This window comes from Phaeovulum sp. W22_SRMD_FR3, from assembly GCF_052113705.1.
Classification (GTDB): Bacteria; Pseudomonadota; Alphaproteobacteria; order Rhodobacterales; family Rhodobacteraceae; genus JBGQOG01.
The window spans coordinates 96,408-119,831 of the sequence record NZ_JBGQOG010000007.1; the positions used below are offsets into that span (position 1 = coordinate 96,408).

Genomic DNA, 23,424 nt, shown 5'->3' on the forward strand with positions numbered 1-23,424 from the left:
GCCCGCCCCCTTGCGCGCCGCCATACCCGCCCCGCGCCATCGCCGGGCGGGTTTTCTTTTAATTGACTGTTTTTATAAGGAATCTGGAGACCCCGGTTTCCGGCAGCGGTCAAGCACCCCGGCCGGACTGTAACGCAAAGGTCACAAGCCTCGGGCATCACATGCATATTTTGGAGAATATCCCGGCGTTTCCTTGCACTCCGCCCCCTATCCGGGCCAATTCCCCGTGACCAATGCCCGCCATCGCCAGCCGGTCTTACCCCCTTTTGACCGGAGTATTCTGATGGCGAAAATCGGCCTTTGCCTTGCGTCCAGCACGGCGCTCACCCTCACCCTCGCGCTGTTCCCCGCCACGGTGCGCGCGCAAGACAGCGACAGCATCGTGCTGGAACAGATCACCGTCACCTCGGCGGAAGAACAGGTGAAACAGGCGCTGGGCGCCTCGACCGTCACCGCCGAGGACATCGCCCGCCAGCAGGTGGTGAATGACGTCTCCGAAATCATCCGCAAGATGCCCGGCGTCAACCTCACCGGCTCTTCCGCCACCGGCCAGCGCGGCAACCAGCGCCAGATCGACATCCGCGGCATGGGGCCGGAAAACACCCTGATCCTGATCGATGGCAAACCGGTGCTGTCGCGCAATTCGGTCCGCATGACCCGCTCGGGCGAGCGCGACAGCCGCGGCGACAGCAATTGGGTGCCCGCCGAGCTGATCGACCATATCGAGGTTTTGCGCGGACCGGCGGCGGCGCGCTATGGCTCGGGTGCGGCGGGCGGCGTGGTGAACATCATCACCAAGGAACCCGAGCATGAGACCTTCTCGTTCAGCGCGCAGATGACCCAGCCGGAAAGCAGCCTTGAGGGGTCGGGTAAGCGCGCCAATTTCCTTTATGCGCGCCCCCTGGGGCAGAACCTGACCTTTCGCCTGACCGGCAATTACAACAAGACCGATGCCGACAGCCCCGACATCAACGCCAGCGTCGATGACACCACCTGCACCTATACCGACACCGATGCCGGCAGCGTCACCGTGGACTGCCCGGCGGCCGGGCGCGAAGGCGTGGTGAACAAGGATCTGACCGCGCAGCTGCGCTGGAAAATGGACGATGCCAACACCATCGATTTTGACGCAAGCTACAGCCGTCAGGGCAATATCTTCACCGGCGACCGGCAAAATTCCTCAGTCAATGAAACGCTGGAGGATCTGGCCGCTGCAGGGGCCGAAACCAATGTGATGAAGCGCCGGAATTTCGCCATCACCCACCGCGGCGATTATGCCTTCGGCACCTCCGAGAGCTATCTGCAATGGGAGCATACCGACAACACCCGCAACCTCGAAGGTCTGGCGGGCGGCCCCGAAGGCTCGATCACCTCGACCGAAAAGGGCACGATCCTGCTCGACAACATCAACGCCAAAACCGAATGGGTGCTGCCGATGCAGCTGGTGGGCAAGGACACCAGCCTGACGCTGGGCGCAGAGGTGCGGCACGAGCGGCTGAACGATCCGATTTCGACCACGCAGACCATCACCTCAACCACCGGGGGCGGCATTGACGGGACCAATACAGATGTTGCCGACCGCAAGACGGTGATGACGCAGTTGACCGCCGGGGTCTATGCCGAGGCGAACATCTACTGGTCGGAAAACCTGACGCTGACGCCCGCGCTGCGGCTGGATCAGAACGAATATTTCGGCCTGAACGCCAGCCCCAGCCTGAATGCGGCATTGAAACTCTCGGACAGCTGGACCGCGAAATTCGGCATCGCCCGCGCGTTCAAGGCCCCGAACCTCTATCAGCTGAACAATGATTACGTCTATTACACCCGGGGCAACGGCTGCCCGACCGGCTATCCCAGCCTCGGTTCGGGCTGCTATGTCGTGGGCAATGAGGATCTGGAGGCCGAGACCAGCATCAACACCGAGCTGGGTCTGGCCTATGAAGGTGCCGGCGGCACCAATGCGACCATCACCGCCTTCCACAACGATTACCGCAACAAGATCCAGGCGGGGAATGTGCCGGTGGGCACTTTTGAGACCGGCTCGGGCACGGCGCAATATTTCCAATGGGTGAACATCCCGAAAGCCGTGGTCTCGGGGGTTGAGGGCAGCTTCAGCACGCCGCTGGGCCCCAATCTCGATCTGGCGACCAATGTCACCTATATGATCGATTCCAAGAATTCGGAAACCGGCGAGCCTTTGAGCCTGGTGCCGGATTACACGATCAACCTGTCGATGAACTGGCAGGCGACGGAAAAGCTGATGCTGACCCCCTCGCTGACGCATTACGGGCGGATTCAGGCGGCCAGCACCAACACCGTCACCGGCGCGCCGCTGACCGATCCGCAGGACCGCGACCCCTATACTTTGGTCAATCTCGGCGCGCGCTACGCGCTGAGCGACAGCACCAGCCTCTCGGCCGGGATCAGCAATATCTTTGACGTGCAGGTGCTGCGCGAAGGGTCCAGCACCTCGGCGGGGGCGAATTCCTACAACGAAAGCGGGCGCGCCTTCTACATCGGGCTGAACGCGACTTTCTGAGAAGATCGCCGCACAGATGCCGGGGCCCCGATAGCGAGGGGTCTGACAGAATTGGGCCGTGGGGCAGCACCCCACGGCCCTGATGCGTTGCGCCCCCGCCCGCGCTGACCGCCGCGCTGAACACCACCCCTTTGTGGCATCATGGCAATCAGTATTTGCAGGGAGCAATGAAAAACGGCCGCAGGTTTCCCTGCGGCCGCTTCACCATCATCTCCGCCCTGCACGGGCATCCCTGCCCGTTCAGGACTTGGGCACGATCCGCCAGATCCGGTCCCCCTCCGGATCCTCGGCCCCACGCGATTTGTTCACCGCGAAAATCCGGCCATCCGGGGTGGCGATGACAAAGTTGGGATAGGAGCCCGCGTCGAAATTGCCGACAACCTCGCCCTTAGCATCCACCACCGTCAGACTGTCCGAGGCGCGGTTGGCGACAAAGGCAAGATCGCTTTTCGCGTCATAGGCGACGTTGAGGCTGCCCGCGCCCACCGGCACATCCTCCAGCACCTTGCCGCTGGCCGCGTCGAGCACGATCAGATCATCACTGCCCTGCGAGGCGACAAAGAGCCGCCCGCTGGCCGCGTCATAGGCCACGCCCGAGGCGCGCGAGGCGCCCGGCACCGGGATAATGCTGATCTCGCCCGAGGCCAGATCGATCCGCGCCGCTTCCGGCGTGTCCATGCTGACCGTGTAAAGCGCGCCGTTCCTGGCATCAAAGGCAAGGCTCATCACGGTGAACTCCTGCCCGCGCTGCGCCGAGGTGACGGTGTAGCCCGGCAATTGCTCCAGCGTATCCGTGTCAAAGACCTCGATCCCGCCCGAGCGTGCGGCGCTGACATAGGCGCGGCCTTTGGCGGTGTCGATCACCACATCGCGCGGATGGCTGACGCTGTCGACCGGGAATTGTTTGACCAGCGAGAGGTCGTCCTGACGGTAGACGGCCACGCTGCTTTGACGGGTGTTGGTGACCCAGACCGTGCCATGCGCATCATCCACGGCCACGCCGTAAACCGCAAAGACGCCACCCTCGCGGCCATCCGGCCCGGCGGGCGCGGCGGCGGGGCTGACACGGGCCTGCACCTCCAGCGTTTTCGGGTCGAGCTTGATCAGTTGCGACTCCTTGACCGGCGGACGGCCCACCGCTGCGGTTGCAAAAAGCACGTCATTCTTGACGCTGTAGGCCAGCTGATAGAGGCCCGGCACGCCCGCCGCGCTGGTGATGTCAAACTTGTCCGCGCCCAGAAGCGGCAGCTCGGGCGAGACCTTCAGCGTGACGACTTCGGCGCTGTCCGGCCCCTCGGTGGTGACCACGATCGGGTGCTGGCCCAGCGCAGCATCTTGGGGCACACTGTAATCAAATGAGAATTTCCCTTCGGAATCCGCGATCATGTCGGCCGGGCTGATCACCTCGGTCCCGCGCATCAGGGTGACCGGCTGACCTGCCACGAACCCCTGCCCCATGATGCGTGCCGATGTGCCGGCATAGATCGGCTGACCCTCCACCCCGTCAATGCGCACCATGCCACTGAACGGTGCAGGCTGCGAAAACGCCGATTGCGCCTCGGCCATCGCGGTGGAGCAACCCAGACCGGCCGCCAATGAAAGCGCCAGCGTCGCAGAGCGCAGGCCAGAACGCAGGCCAGAGCGCATTGCCATGTGAAGGCCCGCGGGACGGGTGAAATGAGGGATCATGATCTATCCTTGGGTGGGTGAAACCGCTGGCGTGCGGTGCCAGAGACGAGTCTGAAGCACCACGGCTGCGGTTGAAATCCGTTTCTTTAGTATAATTGTCAACTACTCTCCGGCACGGACTCTCAAATGTGATGCATGACGGGGTATGGGGGGGCGTGGTTGGGGACCGGTTGGGCGCTGCTGCGGTGCGGGGGGCGCGCGCCAACGCCGCCGCGCGGTCCTGTGAGGCAAGGCACCTGCGGCAAAGCGCAGCCCGGGCCCGCGCTGCCGGTCGCAACGCCCCCCACTCCCGACGCCCGACGCCCGACGCCCGACGCCCGACGCCCGACGCCCGACGCCCTGCATCGGCCCGCCCCTTGCCCGGTTGCAAATATTAATTGCAGAATAAATGCAAAAATCGTCGGATTTCCCCCGGAAACCGCCGCAAGCACCATTGCATCCTGCGGGCAGGCGGGCAGGATGGCAGGCAGACATCCCCCGGCAGGCCGGTGCCCGGCACCCCGCCCTTTTCTGAGGTTTCCCGATGAGTGTACTGCCCAATTCCCTGCAAGGCCGCGACACCCGCTACCTGCTGCACCCCTATACCAATGCCCGCGCGCATGAGGCGAACGGCCCGATCATTCTGGCCCGCGCCGAAGGCGTGCATGTCTATGACGACGCAGGCCGCGAATATATCGAGGCAATGGCGGGGCTGTGGAGCGTGGGCTTGGGCTTTTCCGAACAGCGCCTGATCGATGCCGCGACGAAGCAGCTGCAGACCCTGCCCTTCGCCCATATCTTCTCGGGCAAGGCGCATGAGCCCTCGATCCTGCTGGCGGAAAAGCTGGTGCAGATGACGCCCGCCGGGCTCGACCATGTGTTCTTCACCAACTCGGGGTCGGAAGCCAATGACACCGTGATGAAGATGGTCTGGTTCTACAACAATGCCATCGGCCGTCCGGAAAAGAAGAAATTCATCGCCCGCGCCAATGGCTATCACGGGATCACCGTCGCCTCGGGCAGCCTCACCGGCCTGCCGGTGAACCACAAGGGCTTTGACCTGCCGCTGCCGATGGTGCGCCACCTGACCACGCCGCATCACTACCGCTATGGGCAGGAGGGCGAGACCGAGGCGCAATTCACCGATCGTCTGGCGGCGGAATTCGAAGAGATGATCCTGGCCGAAGGGCCGGAAACCATCGCGGCCTTCATCGGCGAACCGCTGATCGGGGCCGGGGGTGTGCTGACCCCGCCCGCAGGCTATTGGGCCAAGATGCAGGCGATCTGCCGCAAATACGATATTCTGGTGGTCGCGGATGAGGTGATCTGTGGCTTTGGCCGCACCGGGAACATGTTCGGCTGCGAAACCTATGGCATCCAGCCCGATGTGCTGGTGCTGTCGAAACAGCTGACCTCCTCGTATCAGCCGCTGGCGGCGATTGTCTTTTCGGATGCGCTCTATCAGGGCATCGCCGATGGCTCGGCAGCCTTGGGCAATTTCGGCCATGGGTTCACCGCCTCCGGGCATCCGGTCGCCTGTGCGGTCGGGCTGGAAAACATGAACATCATCGAAGAGCGCGGGCTGGTGGCCCATGCGGCAGCGATGGGCGAGATTTTGCGCGCGGGGTTGGCCGAGGTGGCCGATCACCGTCTGGTGGGCGAAGTGCGCGGCATCGGCCTGATCGCGGCGGTGGAATTTGTGGCGGACAAGGCGACGAAGACCAAATTCGATCCGGTCGGCAAATTCGGTCAGGCCTTCTTCCGCGCGGGCCACGAGCATGGGCTGATCATCCGCGCCATCGGCGACAGCATCGCCTTCTGCCCGCCGCTGATCAGCTCGGAGGCCGAGATCCGCGAAATCCTGAAGCGGTTCCGCGCGACGCTGGATCAGGTGTCCAAGGATTTCTGAACCTTCGCAAAGTTCGGACTGAGAATAGGAAAAGGCGGCGCCGGAGGGTGCCGCCTTTTCCACACGCGCCACGGGCGCACCCCCGTGCCCCGAGCGCGCGAGCCATATGGGTGTGGCCGACCCTGGCCACGTCAAGAAAGACCACGCCGCGCCGCACGCGGGGACACGCCCCCCCGCATCAGCCCGCCTGCGGCAGCACAAACCGCAGCGTCATGCCGCGCGCAGAGCCGGGGCTGGGCGAGAGCATCTGCAGATCGCCCTCGCCCCGCTCGGCAATCGTGCGCACGATGGCCAGCCCCAGCCCCACCCCCTCGCCCGCCGTCTCCGCCCGGGCAAAGCGCTGGGTCAGCCGCGCGAGATCCCCGGCGGCAATCGGCGCGCAATCATTGGCGACACTCAGCACCCCCCCGGGCGACAGCGCCACCACCACCGGCTGATCCGCCGTGCCATGGCGCAGCGCATTCTCGATCAGATTGCGCGCGAGGATGCCAAAGGCGTCGGGGTCGAGATCGGACAGAACCGGCGCCTCGGGCAGCGACATCTCGATCCGGCCCGGCGCGCCCGCATGGCGGAAATCCTCGGCCACGATCCGCAAGACCGGGCGCATGTCCTGCGCCACGCCCGTGCGCAGCCGCGAGCCCTCGGCCCGCGCCAGCTGCATCAGCTTGACCGAGAGGCCGTTCAGCCGCTTCAGCGTCGTCTCGATCTCGCGCGCGCGGGCGGCGGCCTGCGGATCGGCGGTCTCGGTCTGCAGCCGCTGCGCCTGCGCAATTGCCCCCGCAACGGGCGTGCGCAACTCATGCGCGGCATTGGCGGCAAAGCTGCGCTCGGCCTCGAACGCCTCTTGCAGCCGTTCCAGAAGCTGGTTGATCCCCTGCGCGATCGGGCTGATTTCGCTGGGCAATCCGGCATCCGGCAGCGCCCCGAGGTTGCGCGGCCCGCGCCGCGCCAGTTCCCGCCGCAACAGCACAAGCGGCCGCAGCCCCCGCCGCACCACAAATAGGATCGCCGACAGGCTGACCGGGATCACCAGCAAGAGTGGCAGGGAAAGGCCGATCAGCATTTCGCGCGCCACCGCGCGGCGGTGCGACAGCGGCTCGGCAACGGTGATGCTCATCTCGCCATCCTCCACGCTGGCATAGTAGAGGCGGTGGCTGTCGCTGGTGGCATAGCCGGGCGTGCTCAGACGCGGAAACACCGCCGGATCGGCCCCGGGCGAAAGCAAGAGCGCCTTGCCCTCCTCATCCCGCACGACATAGCTGAAATATTCGTCGCTCGTTTGCAGCCGCGCATTCAGCCCGTCGAGACTGCGCCCAGACGCATCCCGCTCTCCGGCGGCCAAATCCCCGGTGGCCATATCTCCGGCAGAGGGCACACGGATTTGCGCCTCATCATGCTCCTCCTCCCCGCTGTCGTGCGGGCGGCTGCCCCCGTCCTTTGCCCCCGGTATGCGCCCCTCACGCGCGCCGCGCGGGCGGCCATGCTCGGACTCGCTCTCGTGCCCGTCATCATCGCTCAGGAAATAGCCGCGCCCGTGGTAGGTATACTCGCGCAGCACCAGCGGCAGGATCCGCATCGCCGTGTTGCGCAGATCACGGTCAAAGACCTGGTTCATCTGGTTGTCCAGCAGGCGCCCGGTCAGACTGGCCGCCGCCAGCCACAACACCGTCACCACCAGCCCCACCGCCAGCACGATGCGCAGCTGCAACGAGTCGCGCCGCAAGGACCGCAGCCCCTTCATGGCTTGCCCAGCCGATAGCCAAGGCCGCGCTCGGTCTCGATCACCCAGCGGCCGAGTTTCTTGCGCAGGCGGCTCACATGCACCTCAATCGCATTGCTGTCGATGGAATCGTCAAAGGAATAGAGGCCCTCTTCCAGCTGCGCCTTGGACAACAACTGTCCGGGGCGCTGGAGAAAGGCCTCGAACAGCACCCATTCCCGCGCGGTGAGCGGCATGTTGCGCCCCTCGACCAGCACCGAGCGGGCGGCGAGATCAATCTCGAGCGGGCCGAGCACGATGATCGGATTTGGGTTACCCGCATAGCGCCGCGCGACCGAACCGATGCGCGCCGACAGTTCCGAAAGATCAAAGGGCTTCACCATATAATCGTCGGCCCCCGCGTTCAGCCCGTCGATCCGGTCCGAGATCTGGTCGAGCGCGGTCAGGATGATCACCGGCGTGACCGAGCCCTGCGCCCGCAGCGCTTTCAGAAAGGGAATGCCGCGCCCGTCGGGCAACATCAGATCGAGCAGCACCAGCTCGAACAGCCCCGCCCCCAGTGCGGCCCGTGCCTCGTCCAGCCGGGTGACCCAATCCACCGAATGGCCATCGGCGCGGATCTGGTCGCGCACGGCCGCGCCCAGCACGGTGTCATCCTCGATCAGCAGCACACGCATCGGCGGGTTTCCTTCACAGTCTCGTTCCCTTCGTACTGCCTGTCCAGCCTTACAGGAAGCTGAAGGCGGCCCGCCGGGGGGAAAATAACCCCGGCGGGCGGCATTTCGTCCGGAAACAGGGAATTTCACCGCCTTTCCGGGGCCTTCGCAGGCGCTCCCTCGCCGCCACTTCCCCTCGCCGCGCCCCGGCGGGAGCAAAGCTGACGGCAAGCTGAAGCAGATTTCCGGCTTTCGTCAGGAAACACTCAGTCTGGCGCGTCACAAAGCCCCCATCACGCAGATGACGGAGGTTTCCATGCGTTCCCTTATTCTCCTTGGTGCTGCGGCCCTGACCCTTGGCACTGCCCTCAGCACGGTCCAAGCGGCGCCCCTCGCCACCCCGCTCACCACCCCGGCCCCCCGGCAGGCAGAGGCCGCAGACAGCGGCGCCCGGCGCTATGCCGAAGCGGAAGATGACGGGGACGGGGTGCTGGCCCCGCTCTGGCAGATCCTGCACCGCGAGGGCCGCCATGCGGGGGATGACGATCACGACGGCGGGCACGATGGCGGGCACCGGCGCGGCCATCATGACGATGATGACGACGAAGATGAGGGCGGCGAACATGGGGGCCGCGCGCAGCCGATGATGAACCCCAACGCGCCGCTGCCGCAAAAAGGCATCTTCGCCAATGGCATCCGCCCGAAAGCGCAAATGAACTGACCGCAGGGCCGGACCCCCGGGGGTCCGCCATCCCCTCCCCTCATTTTCCGTTCCGGAGCTTCCCATGAAATCGCTTTATGCCATTCTGGCCCTGACCACTGCCCTGACCCTGCCCTCGCTCGGCGCCGCGCGCGAGGTGACCCTGACCACGCAATTGCGCGATTACGGCGGCGAGAATGCCTATCTGGCCTATTATCTCACCGATCCGCAGGGCGCCTATGTCGGCTCGCTCTGGATGGCGGGGGGCAAGGCACGCTGGTATCAGCATCTCACCGACTGGTACCGCGCCACCGGCGGAGATACCGCCGAAATCTCGGGCATCACCGGGGCCAGTGTCGGCTCGGGCCGCAGCCTGACCCTGACGCTGGATCTGGCCGACAGCCTGTTTGACGCGGGCTATCAGATCCACATCGACGCAGGTGTCGAGCATTTCCCCGAAAGCCCCTCGGAAGTCGTCGTGCCGCTGACCACGGCCGGATCGGGGCAGGTCGTGCCGGGCCGCGCCTATATCCAGACCTTCGCCTACAAACTCTGACCGGGGGCCCCTGATGATCCGCCTCTTGCACCGTTGGGCCGCCCTGCCCTTTGCCCTCATCCTGATCGTGGTCTCGCTGAGCGGGGCGGCGCTGTCTGTGTTTCCTTTGCTGAACACCGGCGGCAGCTCTGACCTCAGCATCGGCGCGCTGGCGCAACGCGTGGCCGAGGAGGTGCCGGGGGCCGAGCAGATCAGCCGCAGCCCCTCGGGGCAGATCACCGCCGTGGCCTTTGGTGACACGGGGCTGGTGCAGATGCAGATCGATCCGGCGACGGGTCAGGCGCTGGCCGCGGTCAGCGCCTCTCCCACCGAAAGCTGGCTCGAAGATCTGCACCGCGCGCTGTTCGCGGGCGACACCGGGCGGATCATCATTGCTCTCTCGGCGCTGGCGCTCTTCGGCCTCACCCTCTCGGGCTATGCGCTGGCGGTGCGGCGGATGGGCGGCTGGCGGCAGCTTTTTGCGCCGGTCAGGGGCAGCACGGCCAGCCGCTGGCACCTCTGGCCCGCGCGCCTCGCCGGGCCGTTTCTGATGCTGTCGACGCTGACCGCGCTCTGGATGTCGGCGGCCACTTTCGGCTTTGTGCCCGAGGGCAGCCCGATGCCCGCCTTTCCCGCCACGCTGAGCACCGCCCCCACCCTGCGCTATGACCAGATGCAGGCCCTGGACGGGCCGGTGACCGGGCTGCAAAGCCTGCAACTGCCGCGCGCCAATGATCCGCGCGCGGTGCTGACCCTCGCGACGGACAGCGGCAGCGGCTATGTCGATCCGGGTACCGGCGCGCTGACCGGCTGGGCCGCCCGCAGCCTGCCCGACCGCATCATGGATTGGGTGCATCTCTTGCATACCGGGCAAGGGGCGGCGCTGTTTGGGCTCCTCCTCGGGCTCTCGGTGCTGTCGGTGCCGCTGATGGCGGGCACCGGTACGGTGATGTGGTGGAACGGGCGGCGCGCCAAAACGGCGGGCGGGTATCGCAACAAGACCCGCGCCGAAGCGGCAGACACCATCCTGCTTGTGGGTTCCGAGGGCGGCACCACCTGGGGTTTTGCCCGCGCCACCGCAAAGGCGCTGGAGGCTGCGGGGCAGAAGGTGCATCTGGCCGCCCTCTCCGCCTTTGCGCCCGAAAGCTACACCAGCGCCGAACAAATCCTGCTCTTTGCCGCCACCTATGGCGATGGCGACGCCCCGGCCTCGGCGGGCGAGGCTTTGGCCCGGATCAGTGCCACCCCGGCGCCCATGGCCCGGTTTGCGGTGCTGGGTTTTGGCGACCGTGGCTTTCCCGCCTATTGCGCCTATGCCGAAGCCCTGCGCGGCGCGGCCCTGTCCTCGGGCTGGCGCGAGCTGCTGCCGATGGCGCGGATCGACCGCCAGTCCGACCCCGATTTCCAGCGCTGGGGGCAGGCTTTGGCAGCGGCTTTGGGCAAGCAACTCAGCTTCTCCGCCGTGCAACAGGACCTTGCGCCCACCAGCCTCACCCTCGTTTCGCGCCGCGATTATGGCGAAGAGGTGCAGGCACCGCTGTCGATCCTGCGTTTTGATCTGCCGCGCCGCCCGCGTCTGCGGCGGTTCTTCGACCGCCTCGCGGGCCGCGACTTTGGCGGCTTTCAGCCCGGCGATCTGCTGGGCGTGCTGCCTGAGGGCGACAACCGCCCGCGCTACTATTCGCTGGCCTCCGGCCATGCCGATGGCTTTGTCGAGATCTGCGTGCGCAAGCAACCGGCGGGCCTGTGCTCCGGGCAGCTCACCGGGTTGGAGCCGGGCCAGAGCATCCGCGCCTTCCTGCGCCCGAACCCGGCCTTCCATCCGCAGGCGGGCGAAACGCCGCTGATCCTGATCGGCGCCGGGGCGGGCATTGGCGCGCTGGCGGGCTTTGCGCGCGGCAACCGCCAGAAGCGGCCGATCCATCTCTATGCGGGCAGCCGCGCCGCTGAGAGCGATGCGATCTATGCGCCGGAATTTGCCCTTTGGCAGCGCGAGGGCCGCCTGACCCGGCTGAGCCGCGCCTTTTCGCGGGGGCCCCAGCGCGCCTATGTGCAGGACCTCCTGCGCGCCGATGCTGCCCGTCTGGCCGCACTCATCACCGAAGGGGCGCGCGTCATGGTCTGCGGCGGGCGCGAGATGGCGCAGGGCGTGACCCTCGCCTTGGCCGAAGTGCTGGCGCCAACGGGCCTCACCCCCGCCACCTTGAAAGCCGAGGGACGCTATGTCGAAGACATTTTCTGAAGGCGCCGCAATGGCATCACCCCAAAGCCCCGGGCGCGCGGTGATCGGCGGCAGCGGCGCAATCCCGCACCGCGCCGCGCCCAAAACCTATGGCCGCCTGACCCGCCACGCGCTGAACGGCGCAACGATGGGCACCCGCTGGGCCGCGCTGTTTCACGCCGAACCGGGGGTTGATCCGGCCCCCCTGCAACGTGCCCTGCAGGCGGCGGTGGACGAGGTCGATGCGCAGATGTCGCTCTGGCGGCCCGAGAGTGACCTCATGCGGCTGAACCGGACGGCGCCGGGCGTCTGGGTTGAGCTGCCTGCCCGGCTGATGACCGTGCTGGGCGCCGCGCTCTCGGTCGGGCGCAGTTCGGGCGGCGCGTTCGAGATTGGGATGGGCGATGCGGTATCCGCCTGGGGCTTTGGCCCGGCGGAAGCGGACCCCGACGCGATCCGCGCCGCTTTGGCCGCCCCGCGCCGCCCGGCGCATGAGCAGCTTGAGCTGGATCTGAACCTAGGCCGCGCCCGCAAACACGCGCCGCTTTGGCTGGATCTGAACGGCATCGCCAAAGGCTATGGCGTCGACCGGCTGGCGGAAGTGGTGCAGGCGGCGGGGCTGACGGATGCCCTCGTCTCGATTGACGGTGAGCTGCGCGCCCTGGGCAGCCAGCCCGACGGCACGCCCTGGCATGTGGCGGTCGAGCAGCCCGAGACCGGCCACCGCGCGGTGCATTCGATGCTGGGGTTACGGGATGCCGCCGTGGCCACCTCGGGCGATTACCGCAAATGGGTGGCGGTGAACGGCCGCCGCCTGTCGCATACGATGGACCCCGCGCGGGGCGCGCCGCTTCTGACCCCGCCCGCCTCGGTCACCGTGGTGACCCAAAGCTGCATGCTGGCGGATGCCTGGGCGACGGCGCTGATGGTGCTGGGGTCGGAGGCCGGGGGCAGGATGGCCGACAGCCTTGGCCTCTCTGCCCTGTTCCTCACGCCCGGACCCGGACCAAGACCCGGGGGTTGGGTAAGCCAGACCCATGGGCCGGTGTTTGCGTCCGCGCCCGAAATCAGCCGGTGATGCCGAAGAGCCGGATCAGCAGATAGGCGAGGCCGGAGACAAAAACCCAGGCCAGCGCCCCCAGCGCCAGCGGCCGCAGCCCCTTGGCGCGCAATTTGCGGAAATCGGTCTCGAGCCCCATCGCGGCCAGCGCCACGGTCAGCAAAAACGCGGTGGCGGTGACCATGCGCCCCTGCCACAGGTCGGGCAGATGCACGAGTGAGTTGAGCGCGACCACGGCGATAAAGCCCAGCACGAACCAGGGCATCGGCGCCTTGGCCTGCACCGGGCCACCCTCGGCACCCGCACCTGTCCCGCGCCGCACAGCCCAGAACCCGAGGCTGAGGATCAGCGGTGCCAAGAGGATCACCCGCGACAGTTTGGCCACCGTGCCCGCCTGCCCTGCCTCGGCGCCCTGCGCAAAGGCCGCCGCGACGACCTGCGCCACCTCATGGATCGCGGCACCGCTCCACAGCCCATAGGATTGCGGCCCGAGGCCGAGCGGCCCGGCCAGCAGCGGGAACAAGAGCATCGAGAGCGAGCCGAAGACCGTGACGCAAGCGATGGCGTAGGCCACATCTTCATCCGCGCCGCGCGTGACCGTGTTGGTGGCAATCACCGCCGAGGCACCGCAGACCGAGGTGCCCGCCGCGATCAGCTCGGCCAGCCGCCGCTCCACCCCCATCGCGCGGCCCATCGCCTTGGTGAAGAGAAAGGTGCAGACGAGGGTCAGCACGATCACCGCGATCCCCTGCGCCCCCACGGCCGCCACCTGCGACAGGGTCAGCTGAAAGCCGAGCAGGATGATCGCGAAACGCAGGATGCGCCGCATGGAAAAGGTGATGCCCGCCTGCGTGCCCGGCAGCGCGCCAAAGCTGTTGCGTAGCCCCATGCCCAGCACCATCGCGATGACCAAAGGGCTGAGCCCGGCGATGCCCGAAGCGCGCTGCACGCCGGTTGCCACCAGCGCCAACAGCACCGCAAGCCCAACGCCCGGCGCGAGCCGCCGCAGCGTCGCCACCGCCGCCGCACCGCCGCTGGTGCCGCCCGACGATCCCTCCGTTGCGCTGCTCATCGTGGTCATCCCGCTGCCTGCCATCTCAATTCTCCTGCTTTGCGACAGTATCGCGACGCGGAACCCATCACTCCATCGGATTATACTTGTTCAATTGATCGATATTTTTTATGAATTACGGATGACCTTCGATCAGCTCCGCATCTTTCTGGCCGTCGCCGAGCGGCTGCATGTCACCCGCGCCGCCGAGGCGCTGAACCTGACGCAATCCGCCGTCTCCGCCTCGATCGCGGCGCTGGAGGCGGTGCATGGGGTCAAGCTGTTTGACCGCGTTGGGCGGCGGATCGAACTGACGGAGGCGGGCAGCCTGCTGATCGGCGAGGCGCGCGCGATCCTGAGCCGGGTGGAAAGCGCCACGATGCTGCTCGATGATGTGGCGGGCGAGCCGCGCGGGCGGTTGCGCATCCACGCCAGTCAGACAGTGGCCAGCTATTGGCTGCCCGCGCATCTGGTACAGCTGCACAACCGGCATCCGGGTATCGAGATTGCGCTGACCACCGGCAATACCGCGCAGGTGGCGCAGGCGGTGCAGGAAGGGGCCGCCGATCTGGGTCTGGTCGAGGGGCCGGTGACGCAGGGCGAATTGCACCGGCAGGTGGTGGCGCGCGACGAGATGGTGCTGGTGCTCGCCCGTGATCATCCCTGGGCCGGGCGCGCGCGGCTCTTGCCCGAGGATTACCGGGCGCAAAGCTGGATCCTGCGCGAGGAGGGTTCGGGCACCCGTTCGGAATTCGAGGGCCATCTGGGACGGCTGGGGCTTGCGCTGACCGATCTGGATGTGGCGCTGGAACTGCCCTCGAACGAGGCGGTGCTGGCGGCGGTGGCGGCCGGGCGCAGCCTCAGCGTGCTCTCACGCCGCGCGGTGGGGGCGGCGGCCATCGGCGGCTGGGTGCGGCTGCTGCCGATTGAGGCGCCGGAGCGGCCCTTTGCGCTGCTGACCCATCCGGCACGGCGGCGCACCCGGGCGGCACAGGCGATGATTGATCTGATGACCGCGCCGCGCTGATCTTGCTCCCCGTCGGTCAGGTCAGCGCACGCCCCCCGCCCCGGTCCGATGAAGCGCCCGAAGGTGCGGACCACGGCCCCCGGGGAGGGCGTGCGAATGTCGGCTTGCATGGCGGGCAGGTTCGGGGGATACCTCGCCTGCCGGTCACCGGCGCTTCGTGGATCGTGTGAGTGGGACAGAACCGATGCTGAACGACCAGATTACGCATTGCCTGACGATTGGCCGCCGACCTGATCTTCTGCAGCAGACCCTGCTCAGCCTGCGCTCTCTGCCGCCGCTGGCGACAATTGCCATCAACGATTTCGGCGATAGCGAGACCAATGCCGTTTTCACCGAGCTCTGCCCCACCGGGCAGCTGATCACGCCGCAGGAACGTTTGGGCCACCACCGCGCGGTCGACAGGCTGTATCAAAGCGTCCAGACGCCGTTCATTTTCCACAATGAAGATGACTGGCAGTTTTCGCGCTGTGATTTCCTCGACGACGCGATGACGCTTCTGGCCGCCGATCCGCTGATCAGCTGCGTTTGTGTCCGCGATACCAACGACATGCCCCTGACCGATGCGGCACGCGCCGATATCCGGACATGCGAAACCAAAGGCATCCGCTACCAGCGGCTCGATGGGGTGCATGATCAGTGGTACGGCTATTCCTTTAACCCGCATCTGGCCCGCAAACAGTTGTGGGAGGATTTCGGCGGCTTTTCCGGCTTTGAGAAAGAGCGTCACATCTCGCGAAAACTGCGCGCCACCGGGGGGTTTGTGGCCTATCTGCTGCCGCCCGCCTGCGCGCATATCGGCGACGGGCGGAGCGCGTTCAGCAAACCTGCAGGGCCGTTCAAACGGTTCAAGAACTGGCTGCGCGGCCGCTGAACCGGACACGGGGGGGGGCCCGCCCCCTCGCCTCCAAAGCGGGGGCCGTGCGTCTCTCGGACAAGAACCAGCCCTGTGCGGGCTGCGGGCGCCTTTTCGGGTGAATCCACCGTTGGGCAGATCCAGATGGCAGCCTGACGAGGACCGGCCGGACCGTCCTTGCATATGCAAAGCGCGCTGAGCCGCGGCGGTAACACCATCCTCCCGCGGCGCCCGCTTGTTGGCCAAGGCGCAGCGCTGCTGAGCATGGCATCCTCCCCTGACACCAGCCGCCCCTTCCGCAACGGCAGAGCAGGCTGCAGCGATACGCTGCCCCTGGCTGAAACGCAGAGCCCAGGTGGCCTGGGGGGAGGCACCCGTGGCGCGGCCAGCGCGGACGACCGGGGCTCAAAGCGGCGCGGAACGGGCCGGTATCAGAGCAGGGACGGTCGGTGGACTGCTGAAACCATGAGGCCTGTTGCCGGAAGCATTTGCTGATCTGAGGGGTAAAATGGTGCCCGGAGACGGATTTGAACCGCCGACACGCGGATTTTCAATCCGCTGCTCTACCAACTGAGCTATCCGGGCACCGGGCCTTGGCGAAGCCAACCGGCGTTTGGTGGGGAGTAACTAGACGTTGGCGCAGGGGCTGTCCAGAGGGTTTTGTGAAAAAAATCATGCGATCCGCACTTTCTGTAAAACTCTGCTTCCCTGACCCGCGCGTCGCCCGCGAAAATCATGGCAACGCGCTGAAAACAGTGGGCAATACAGGATCAACCAGCGGCTGATCGGCACCGGTCAACAGGGCTGAAACTCGGGTGAGGGACATTCGGAAACGCTACACCGCCCGTCACCGCCATAGGCCCGCACGCAGGCCGCGCCCGCGCGAGATGCCGGGGGCCGCGCAGCAATTGCCCGCCGGACCACCGCCCGCCCCACCCCGCCGCGCAAGGCGGGATGACAGGGCAGATGAGCCCGCGCGCAGCATGGCCCGTCAATGCGGCAGCGGGCCACCATCGGCGTCGGAACGAGAGCTGTCCTCTTCCTCTTCGTGCAAGTCGCCCGGAATCACATAGGATCCCGTCAGCCAGCGGCCCAGATCAATGTCGGCGCAGCGTTTCGAGCAAAACGGACGGTACTTCGGATCGGTGTCTTTCGAACAGATCGGACAGGCCATCTCAGCTCTCCCGTTTGGCCAATATGGTTGCGAGCGCGATGCGGTCGCGCTTGCGCTGCAATTCGTAATTGCCCAAGGGCGTCCAACCGGCCAGCGAGGTTTCCGCCGCCTCGCCTTTGAAGGCCGCCTTCAGCTGCTGCTCCAGCGCCACGCGATCCTTCTTGGACATCGGGGCGAAGTCGACCACCACCTGACCGCCGAGACCCCGCAGCCGCAGCTGACGCGGCAGATCGCGGGCGGCGGCAATGTTCACCTTCAGCGAGGCTGCGGGCGAGGTGTCATTGCCGGTGTTCACGTCGATGGCAATCAGCGCCCGCGTCGGCTCGATCATCATATGGCCACCGCCCGGCAGATCGACCCGCACCGCCAGCAGCAACGCCAAAGCCTCGGCGACGCCGTGATCTTCCATCGCCGAGGGGCCATCGGCAATCTCATCGGGGACGGGTTCCGCCCAGTCGCGCCAGGCCTCTTCATGCGGGCTTGGCGCATCGACCAGCAATTCCGGCGTGCCCTCGACATCGGCCAGCACCGCTTCGGCCAGACCGCGCATCGCGCCGATGTCTTCGGCAATCTCGCCCTCATCGGCAAATTCGCAGACCGAGCGCAGGATCAGCCCCATCTCACTGCCCGCCATCACCTCGGCGGCCAAAGCCTCCAGCTCTTCGCGGATCGCGGTTTCCTTGATCCGGCGCGAGACATTCAGCCCCGGCGCGCCCGGCGTCACGATCGCATGGCGGCTTTTGAACAAAAGGCGCGTGCTGACCGGCAGCGCCTTGCCCGGCTCGCGCCCGCCCGTCACCTGCACCAGCACCGCCTGACCGGGGGCCAGCCCGCCGGTTTCGCGCAAAAAGCCCTTTTCGCCCTCGGGCAGGCGCACGAAAACACCGCCCTGCCCCTTCATCTGACGGTCCACCACCGCGCGGCAGATCGCGCCGGGGGCCAGCGCCAGATCGCTTTCCAGAATCAGATCCTCAAGCTGCCCGTCCACCATCAATGCGGCGGCTTCGCGGCCCTGAATTTCGCCCAATACGATGACACGACCCTTCATGCGGTCCCCTGTTCTTCGGCGTGCCCGCTCAGGGTTCCGGCGGTGATCCCCGCCGCACGCAGCAATGTTGTGGTTTCCGACAGGGGCAGGCCGACCACCCCGGTGAACGAGCCCTGCAGCCAGGGAATAAAGGCACCGGCCAGGCCCTGAATGGCATAGCCCCCCGCCTTGCCCTGCCATTCGCCCGAGGCGAGGTAGCCGTTCACCTCTTCATTCGACAGCGGGCGGAATTTCACCACCGTATCCACGGTGCGTTCCCAGACCGTCTCGCCGCGCCGCACGGCAACGGCCGTCAGCACATGGTGACGCCGCCCCGAGAGCGCCCAGAGGAACTCTGCCGCCTCCGCCGCATCGCGCGGCTTGCCCAGAATGCGCCGCCCGACCGAGACAGTGGTATCGGCGCAGAGCAAAACTTCATCCGCCGCACAATCGAGCGCGGCGATTTTTTCCCGGGCAATCCGCGCCACATAATCGCGCGGGATCTCGCCCTTCCGGGGGTTTTCATCAATGTCGGGGGCGCGAATGGCCGCCGGGGTCAGCCCCAGCTGTGCCAGCAATTCCCGCCGGCGCGGGCTGGCGGATCCGAGAATGAGTTTCATGTCTGCCTCCGCCGCCGCTGCAATCGATCCTGCCGCGTCGCGGCCACCCCGCGCCCCGGGGGGCGGAGGGGAATCGCTTTACTTGAAGCGATAATTGATGCGACCTTTCGAGAGGTCATAGGTGTTCATTTCCACCTGCACCTTGTCGCCTGCCAGAACGCGAATGCGGTTTTTCCGCATCTTTCCTGCCATATGCGCGATGATCTCATGGCCGTTTTCCAGCTCGACCCTGAACGTCGCATTCGGCAGGAGTTCCTTCACGACGCCGGGGAATTCGAGCATTTCTTCCTTGGCCATGGTCACTCCGATATGTGCCGCCCGCCAAATTTGCGGGCGCGCTCTAAATGCGCCGGGTTGCGGCAATTTTCAAGGCTTATGTCAAGCCATTTTGGGCTTTTCGCGTGTCGTTTTCACTTGCGCTGCCGGTGCAATCTGTTCCGGCCAGTGCAGATGGGGCAAAACGCCCCCCGAGGCCCGGGTTTTCGCCACCAGCGACAGGTCAAGCGCGGCCAACACCCAGCCCGGCGCATCTATCGCGCCTTCAGCCAGAATCCCCGTCTCGGGCCAGCCATGGTCCGGGGGGCCGTAAATTGCGGCCCGGCCACGGTTTTCATCCACCGCCGGGCACCAGTCACACAGGCCCACCGTCGGCGCCTGCACCACGACGCATTGATTCTCGAGCGCGCGTGCCATCGCCCCCACCCGCACCCGGGTGAAACCCGCCACCGAGTCGGTGCAGCTGGGCACCAGCAGGATGTCGGCCCCCGCCTCGGCCAAGGCGCGCGACAGCAAGGGAAACTCGCTGTCATAGCAAATCACCACGCCGATGCGGCCCAGCGCGGTGTCAAACAGGGTCAGCCCCGCGCCCGCGACGACATCCCAGTCCTCGCGCTCGAACCGGGTCATCATCACCTTGTCCTGATGCCCGATCAGCCCCTGCGGCCCGAAAAGCCGCGCGCGGTTCACCGGGCGTGCGCCACCCGCAAAGACCGGGGCCGAGGCGGCAAGGATATGCACGCCAAAGCGCATCGCCAGTTCGGCGTGCAAAGCATCGGCCTGCGGCAGGTGCCGCGCCACCTCATGCAGCGCCGCCTCCAGATCCGCCGCCACCGCCGGACCGCCGAGATGCGCCAGCTCCAGCGCGCCATATTCGGGAAAGACCAACAGATCCGCGCCCTGCCCCGCCGCATCGGCCACCCAGGTGTAGATCTTGGCGGCATAGGCCGCGAAATCCGGCAGGGGGTCCAACGGATAGGCCGCCGCCGCAAGCGTGACCCGGCGCGTCACAGCGCCCGCATCCAGAATTGCAGCGGCTTTTCGCTCTGCTCAGCGTCGCCGATATCGGTCCAGCGGAACCGCGCGATCACGCCGGGCAAGGGCGCATAGCCGCGCTTGACCCAAAAGCCATCAAGCGGGCGATATGCTGCGGGCCGCGCCGGATGATCGGCAGGCCGGATGACCGAACAAAAGGCCGCATAGCGCCGCCCCAGCGCGCGTGCATGGGCCTCGCGCGCGTCAAAGAAGGCATGGCCCAATCCCCGTCCGCGATAGGCGGGCAAGAGCACCGATTCCGCGCAGTAAAAGATGTCACCCAGCGCCTCGGGCCGCGCGGCAAAGGGGGCGGCGAAATCCGCCGCATGATCCTCCATCGGCGTGCCGGTGGCCGCGCCGACCAGCTGCCCGCCGTCAAACGCCCCCACGACCACCGCCGCAGGATTGCCCCGATAACTCGCGAGATACTGGCGCTCATAGTCCAGCGCGCCCTCATAGAGATAGGGCCAGTCGTGAAACACCGAAATCCGCAGCCGCGCCACATCGTCGAGCACCGCATCCAGATCAGCGCCGGTCAGCACCCGGGTGGTGACCGGCCCGGCAGCCGCCTCAGGCATCGCGGCTGACCTGCGCCAGCCAATCGGCGAGGTTGTAATAGGTGGTCACCCGGGTGATCTTGCCCTCGTCCAGCGAAAAGAACGAACCTGCGGGCAGCACATACTGCTGCCCCCGGGCCTCCGGCAGCCCGTCATCGGTGGCAAGATAGGTGCCGTTGACGACGAATTCCGCCGCCGCGCGGCTGCCATCCTCGCTGGCAAAGACCACCAGATCGGTGAGGTTTTCGCGGTAGCAGCGGGTCATATGCGCGTTGAATTCGGCAAAGAGCGCCTTGCCCCGGCGGATCTTGCCCTCATTCACATGATGCGCCACGTCTTCGAACATAAGGTCCAGCATCGCATCGGTATCGCCCGCGTTGAACGCGGCGAAATAGGCGGAAATGATCGCATGGCTCATGCTTGTTTGATCTCCTTTGGCGGGCCGAACCGCTCCATCATCCGCTCCATGATCTGCTGCCGGGTCTGCCGATAAGCGGCGAGTTTCGCCTCGCGCCCCTCGGCCAGTCCGGTCGGATCCATGATCGGCCAATATTCCACATCCAGATGGTAAAACCGGGTCAGATCCAGCGCCCGGCGCTGACTGGCGGGCGAGAGCGCCACCACCAGATCAAAGCCGGAGATATCATCGCCCCATTGCTCCATCTCATCAAAGGAGCGGGCGCGGTGGCGCGACAGCTCCACCCCGATTTCCTGACAGACGGCGACGGTAAAGCCGTCGACCTCCATCTCGCTTTTGACGCCGACGGACTGGACATAAACATCCTGTCCGTAAAATTTCTTCATCATCCCCTCTGCCATCGGCGAGCGTACCGCGTTGTGATCGCAACAAAACAACACCGAATGCGGCAGTTTACCCAAACTCAGCCTCCGGGCGTCAGGACGCAGATGAGGGTAAAGAGGCGGCGCGCAGTGTCAATATCAAGGGTGACTTTCCCCTCGAGACGTTCCTGCAAGACCCGCGCCCCCTCGTTGTGAATCCCCCGACGCGCCATGTCGATGGCTTCGATCTGGCTGGGCGGCAGACGTTTCACCGCCTCGAAATAGCTTTCGCAGATCTGGAAGTAATCCTTCACCACCTGCCGGAACGGCCCGAGGCTGAGATGAAACTCCGCAACCTTTTCGCCGTTCTCCAGGGTGGTATCAAACACCAGCCGCCGTTCGCGGATGGCCAGACCGAGGCAAAACGGCCCTTCCGGCGCCGGGGCGTCCCCGCGACCGGGCAGGATAAAGCTGTTGTCTTCCAACAGGTCATAGATCGCCACCCGGCGTTCTTGCTCGATCTCGGGCGTGGGCGGCGTCAGGCCGCTGTCGTCAATGTCAATCCGGGCGATGCGGCTCATGCGGCTCCCCCCTCGGGTTCGGCGTCGCGCGCGTTCAACGCGTTCAGCCGGGCGCGCACCGACAGGCCATGCGCCTCAAGGCTCTCCGAAATCGCCAAGCGCTCGGCCGAAGGCCCGATCGCGGCCAAAGCCGCCGGGGTCATCTTGGCCAATGTGGTCCGCTTGATAAAATCCATCACCGAAAGCCCGCTTGAAAACCGTGCCGAACGCGCCGTGGGCAACACGTGGTTCGGCCCCCCAACGTAGTCGCCGATGGCCTCGGGCGTCCAGCCCCCAAGAAAGATCGCGCCCGCATGGGTGATGCTCTCGGCCAAAGCCTCCGGATCGGCCACGCAGAGCTCCAGATGCTCAGGCGCCATCCGGTTCGACAGCGCCGCCGCCTCGGCCAGATCACGCGTCACGATCACCGCGCCGTAATCGCGCCAGCTGGCCCCGGCAATTGCCCGCCGCTCCAGCGTTTCCAGGCGCTTGTCCACCGCCGCCGCCACCGCCCGGCCAAAGGCCGCATCGGGGGTGATCAGCACCGATTGCGCGCTTTCGTCATGCTCGGCCTGGCTCAGCAGATCGAGCGCGATCCAGTCGGGATCATTGTCACCGTCGGCGATCACCAGAATTTCCGACGGCCCGGCGATCATGTCGATGCCCACCTTGCCGAACACCCGCCGCTTGGCCGCCGCCACATAGGCATTGCCCGGCCCGGTGATCTTGTCCACCGGCGGGATGCTGGCGGTGCCATAGGCCAGCGCCGCAATCGCCTGCGCGCCGCCAATGCGGTAGATCTCATCCACCCCGGCGATCTGCGCCGCCAGAAGCACCAGCGGATTGACCACCCCGCCCGGCGTCGGACAGACGATGGCCAGCCGCGCCACCCCGGCCACTTTCGCGGGAATCGCATTCATCAGCACCGACGACGGATAGGAGGCGAGCCCCCCCGGCACATAAAGCCCCGCCGCCGAGACCGGCGTCCAGCGCCAGCCAAGCCGGGCCCCCGTCGGCTCTTCCCACATCGCATCTTCGGGCATCTGGCGGCTGTGATAGGCGCGGATACGCTCCGCCGCGAGTTCCAGCGCCGCGCGATCCTCGGCCGAGACCTTGGCCACCTCCGCCGCGATCTCCTCGGCGGTAAAGGCCAGCGTCTCGGGCGTCAGCGCCAGACGGTCGAACTTCCCGGTCAGCTCGATCACCGCGGCATCGCCGCGGGCGCGCACATCGGCAATGATCCCGGCCACCACCGCATCGACATCGGGGCTGTCTTCGCGCTTCATGCCGAGAAGGGCGTCAAAAGCTGCGGCGAAACCGGCATCGGTGGTGTTGAGGAACTGGGGCATCGGGCTCTCCTTATTCGGAAAGTCGATTAAGCCCTCAAAGCCCCTGCCGCAAGCGCCGCGTTGCAGCAAGGCGGGCTTTGCGGGATCGGCGGGCCTCGCCGGTTCCG

At 66.3% G+C, this 23,424-nt stretch carries 22 protein-coding genes and 1 tRNA gene; 8 read left to right on the top strand and 15 right to left on the bottom strand.

All coding sequences use genetic code 11. The features are described 5' to 3' along the window. Positions 1-283: 283 nt before the first annotated feature. Positions 284-2,539 carry a FepA family TonB-dependent siderophore receptor gene (locus ACEN2S_RS11465; RefSeq protein ID WP_441866289.1) on the top strand — a complete coding sequence of 752 codons (2,256 nt, stop codon included), beginning with the start codon at positions 284-286 and terminating at the stop codon, positions 2,537-2,539. 240 nt (positions 2,540-2,779) lie between these two features. On the opposite strand, the gene ACEN2S_RS11470 is transcribed toward ACEN2S_RS11465, so the two are convergent. After that, positions 2,780-4,228 (bottom strand): Vgb family protein, encoded by a 1,449-nt coding sequence (locus tag ACEN2S_RS11470; protein WP_441866290.1) that lies wholly within the window; start codon positions 4,226-4,228, stop codon positions 2,780-2,782. Positions 4,229-4,751: 523 nt separating this feature from the next. On the opposite strand from ACEN2S_RS11470, the gene ACEN2S_RS11475 reads away from it, so the two are divergent. Continuing rightward, entirely contained in the window at positions 4,752-6,116 is a 1,365-nt protein-coding gene (locus ACEN2S_RS11475; RefSeq protein WP_441866291.1) for an aspartate aminotransferase family protein, read from the top strand. 178 nt (positions 6,117-6,294) lie between these two features. On the opposite strand, the gene ACEN2S_RS11480 is transcribed toward ACEN2S_RS11475, so the two are convergent. Next, on the bottom strand, positions 6,295-7,839 hold the full coding sequence (locus tag ACEN2S_RS11480; protein WP_441866292.1) for a sensor histidine kinase: 1,545 nt from the start codon (positions 7,837-7,839) through the stop codon (positions 6,295-6,297). Between the two features lie 14 nt (positions 7,840-7,853). Further along, positions 7,854-8,513 carry a response regulator transcription factor gene (locus ACEN2S_RS11485; RefSeq protein WP_441866293.1) on the bottom strand — a complete coding sequence of 220 codons (660 nt, stop codon included), beginning with the start codon at positions 8,511-8,513 and terminating at the stop codon, positions 7,854-7,856. A 295-nt stretch (positions 8,514-8,808) separates the two neighbouring features. Between ACEN2S_RS11485 and ACEN2S_RS11490 the strand changes: the two genes are divergently transcribed. The 4 genes from ACEN2S_RS11490 to ACEN2S_RS11505 all read left to right on the top strand — a co-directional run bounded on the left by ACEN2S_RS11490 (position 8,809) and on the right by ACEN2S_RS11505 (position 13,026). Beyond that, entirely contained in the window at positions 8,809-9,213 is a 405-nt protein-coding gene (locus ACEN2S_RS11490; protein ID WP_441866294.1) for a hypothetical protein, read from the top strand. Between the two features lie 64 nt (positions 9,214-9,277). After that, positions 9,278-9,748 carry a DUF2271 domain-containing protein gene (locus ACEN2S_RS11495; protein ID WP_441866295.1) on the top strand — a complete coding sequence of 157 codons (471 nt, stop codon included), beginning with the start codon at positions 9,278-9,280 and terminating at the stop codon, positions 9,746-9,748. A gap of 13 nt (positions 9,749-9,761) precedes the next feature. Beyond that, on the top strand, positions 9,762-11,969 hold the full coding sequence (locus tag ACEN2S_RS11500) for a PepSY domain-containing protein (RefSeq protein ID WP_441866296.1): 2,208 nt from the start codon (positions 9,762-9,764) through the stop codon (positions 11,967-11,969). Between the two features lie 127 nt (positions 11,970-12,096). Beyond that, complete coding sequence (locus ACEN2S_RS11505) at positions 12,097-13,026, top strand: FAD:protein FMN transferase (protein WP_441866377.1); 930 nt, start codon at positions 12,097-12,099, stop codon at positions 13,024-13,026. Here ACEN2S_RS11505 and ACEN2S_RS11510 read toward each other — a convergent pair. Further along, positions 13,016-14,080 carry a YeiH family protein gene (locus ACEN2S_RS11510; RefSeq protein WP_441866297.1) on the bottom strand — a complete coding sequence of 355 codons (1,065 nt, stop codon included), beginning with the start codon at positions 14,078-14,080 and terminating at the stop codon, positions 13,016-13,018. The genes ACEN2S_RS11505 and ACEN2S_RS11510 overlap by 11 nt on opposite strands. A gap of 121 nt (positions 14,081-14,201) precedes the next feature. On the opposite strand from ACEN2S_RS11510, the gene ACEN2S_RS11515 reads away from it, so the two are divergent. Both ACEN2S_RS11515 and ACEN2S_RS11520 read left to right on the top strand, forming a co-directional pair. Then, positions 14,202-15,086: a LysR substrate-binding domain-containing protein gene (locus ACEN2S_RS11515; protein ID WP_441866298.1), complete on the top strand. Its 885-nt coding sequence runs from the start codon at positions 14,202-14,204 to the stop codon at positions 15,084-15,086. A 184-nt stretch (positions 15,087-15,270) separates the two neighbouring features. Then, positions 15,271-15,957, top strand: coding sequence for a hypothetical protein (locus ACEN2S_RS11520; RefSeq protein WP_441866299.1), 687 nt, complete (start codon positions 15,271-15,273; stop codon positions 15,955-15,957). A 491-nt stretch (positions 15,958-16,448) separates the two neighbouring features. Here ACEN2S_RS11520 and ACEN2S_RS11525 read toward each other — a convergent pair. The 11 genes from ACEN2S_RS11525 to hisD form a co-directional block, all read right to left on the bottom strand. After that, positions 16,449-16,524, bottom strand: a tRNA-Phe gene (locus tag ACEN2S_RS11525). A gap of 406 nt (positions 16,525-16,930) precedes the next feature. Continuing rightward, positions 16,931-17,113, bottom strand: a complete 183-nt coding sequence (locus ACEN2S_RS11530; RefSeq protein ID WP_441866300.1) for a DNA gyrase inhibitor YacG — start codon at positions 17,111-17,113, stop codon at positions 16,931-16,933. A gap of 1 nt (position 17,114) precedes the next feature. Further along, on the bottom strand, positions 17,115-18,161 hold the full coding sequence (locus ACEN2S_RS11535) for a ribonuclease E/G (RefSeq protein WP_441866301.1): 1,047 nt from the start codon (positions 18,159-18,161) through the stop codon (positions 17,115-17,117). Beyond that, positions 18,158-18,760 carry a Maf family protein gene (locus ACEN2S_RS11540; RefSeq protein WP_441866302.1) on the bottom strand — a complete coding sequence of 201 codons (603 nt, stop codon included), beginning with the start codon at positions 18,758-18,760 and terminating at the stop codon, positions 18,158-18,160. Before ACEN2S_RS11540 ends, ACEN2S_RS11535 begins: the two co-directional genes overlap by 4 nt. A 78-nt stretch (positions 18,761-18,838) precedes the next feature. Next, entirely contained in the window at positions 18,839-19,057 is a 219-nt protein-coding gene (gene infA / locus ACEN2S_RS11545; protein ID WP_036636451.1) for a translation initiation factor IF-1, read from the bottom strand. 81 nt (positions 19,058-19,138) lie between these two features. Continuing rightward, positions 19,139-20,047 carry a carbon-nitrogen hydrolase family protein gene (locus ACEN2S_RS11550; protein ID WP_441866303.1) on the bottom strand — a complete coding sequence of 303 codons (909 nt, stop codon included), beginning with the start codon at positions 20,045-20,047 and terminating at the stop codon, positions 19,139-19,141. Continuing rightward, positions 20,044-20,649: a GNAT family N-acetyltransferase gene (locus ACEN2S_RS11555; RefSeq protein WP_441866304.1), complete on the bottom strand. Its 606-nt coding sequence runs from the start codon at positions 20,647-20,649 to the stop codon at positions 20,044-20,046. The genes ACEN2S_RS11550 and ACEN2S_RS11555 overlap by 4 nt, the downstream gene beginning before the upstream one ends. Beyond that, positions 20,642-21,046 carry a ketosteroid isomerase-related protein gene (locus ACEN2S_RS11560; RefSeq protein ID WP_441866305.1) on the bottom strand — a complete coding sequence of 135 codons (405 nt, stop codon included), beginning with the start codon at positions 21,044-21,046 and terminating at the stop codon, positions 20,642-20,644. Before ACEN2S_RS11560 ends, ACEN2S_RS11555 begins: the two co-directional genes overlap by 8 nt. Beyond that, on the bottom strand, positions 21,043-21,507 hold the full coding sequence (locus tag ACEN2S_RS11565; protein ID WP_441866306.1) for an arsenate-mycothiol transferase ArsC: 465 nt from the start codon (positions 21,505-21,507) through the stop codon (positions 21,043-21,045). The genes ACEN2S_RS11560 and ACEN2S_RS11565 overlap by 4 nt, the downstream gene beginning before the upstream one ends. Before the next feature lie 2 nt (positions 21,508-21,509). After that, entirely contained in the window at positions 21,510-21,989 is a 480-nt protein-coding gene (locus tag ACEN2S_RS11570; RefSeq protein ID WP_441866307.1) for a UPF0262 family protein, read from the bottom strand. Next, positions 21,986-23,317, bottom strand: coding sequence for a histidinol dehydrogenase (hisD, locus tag ACEN2S_RS11575; protein WP_441866308.1), 1,332 nt, complete (start codon positions 23,315-23,317; stop codon positions 21,986-21,988). Before hisD ends, ACEN2S_RS11570 begins: the two co-directional genes overlap by 4 nt. Positions 23,318-23,424 lie beyond the last annotated feature (107 nt).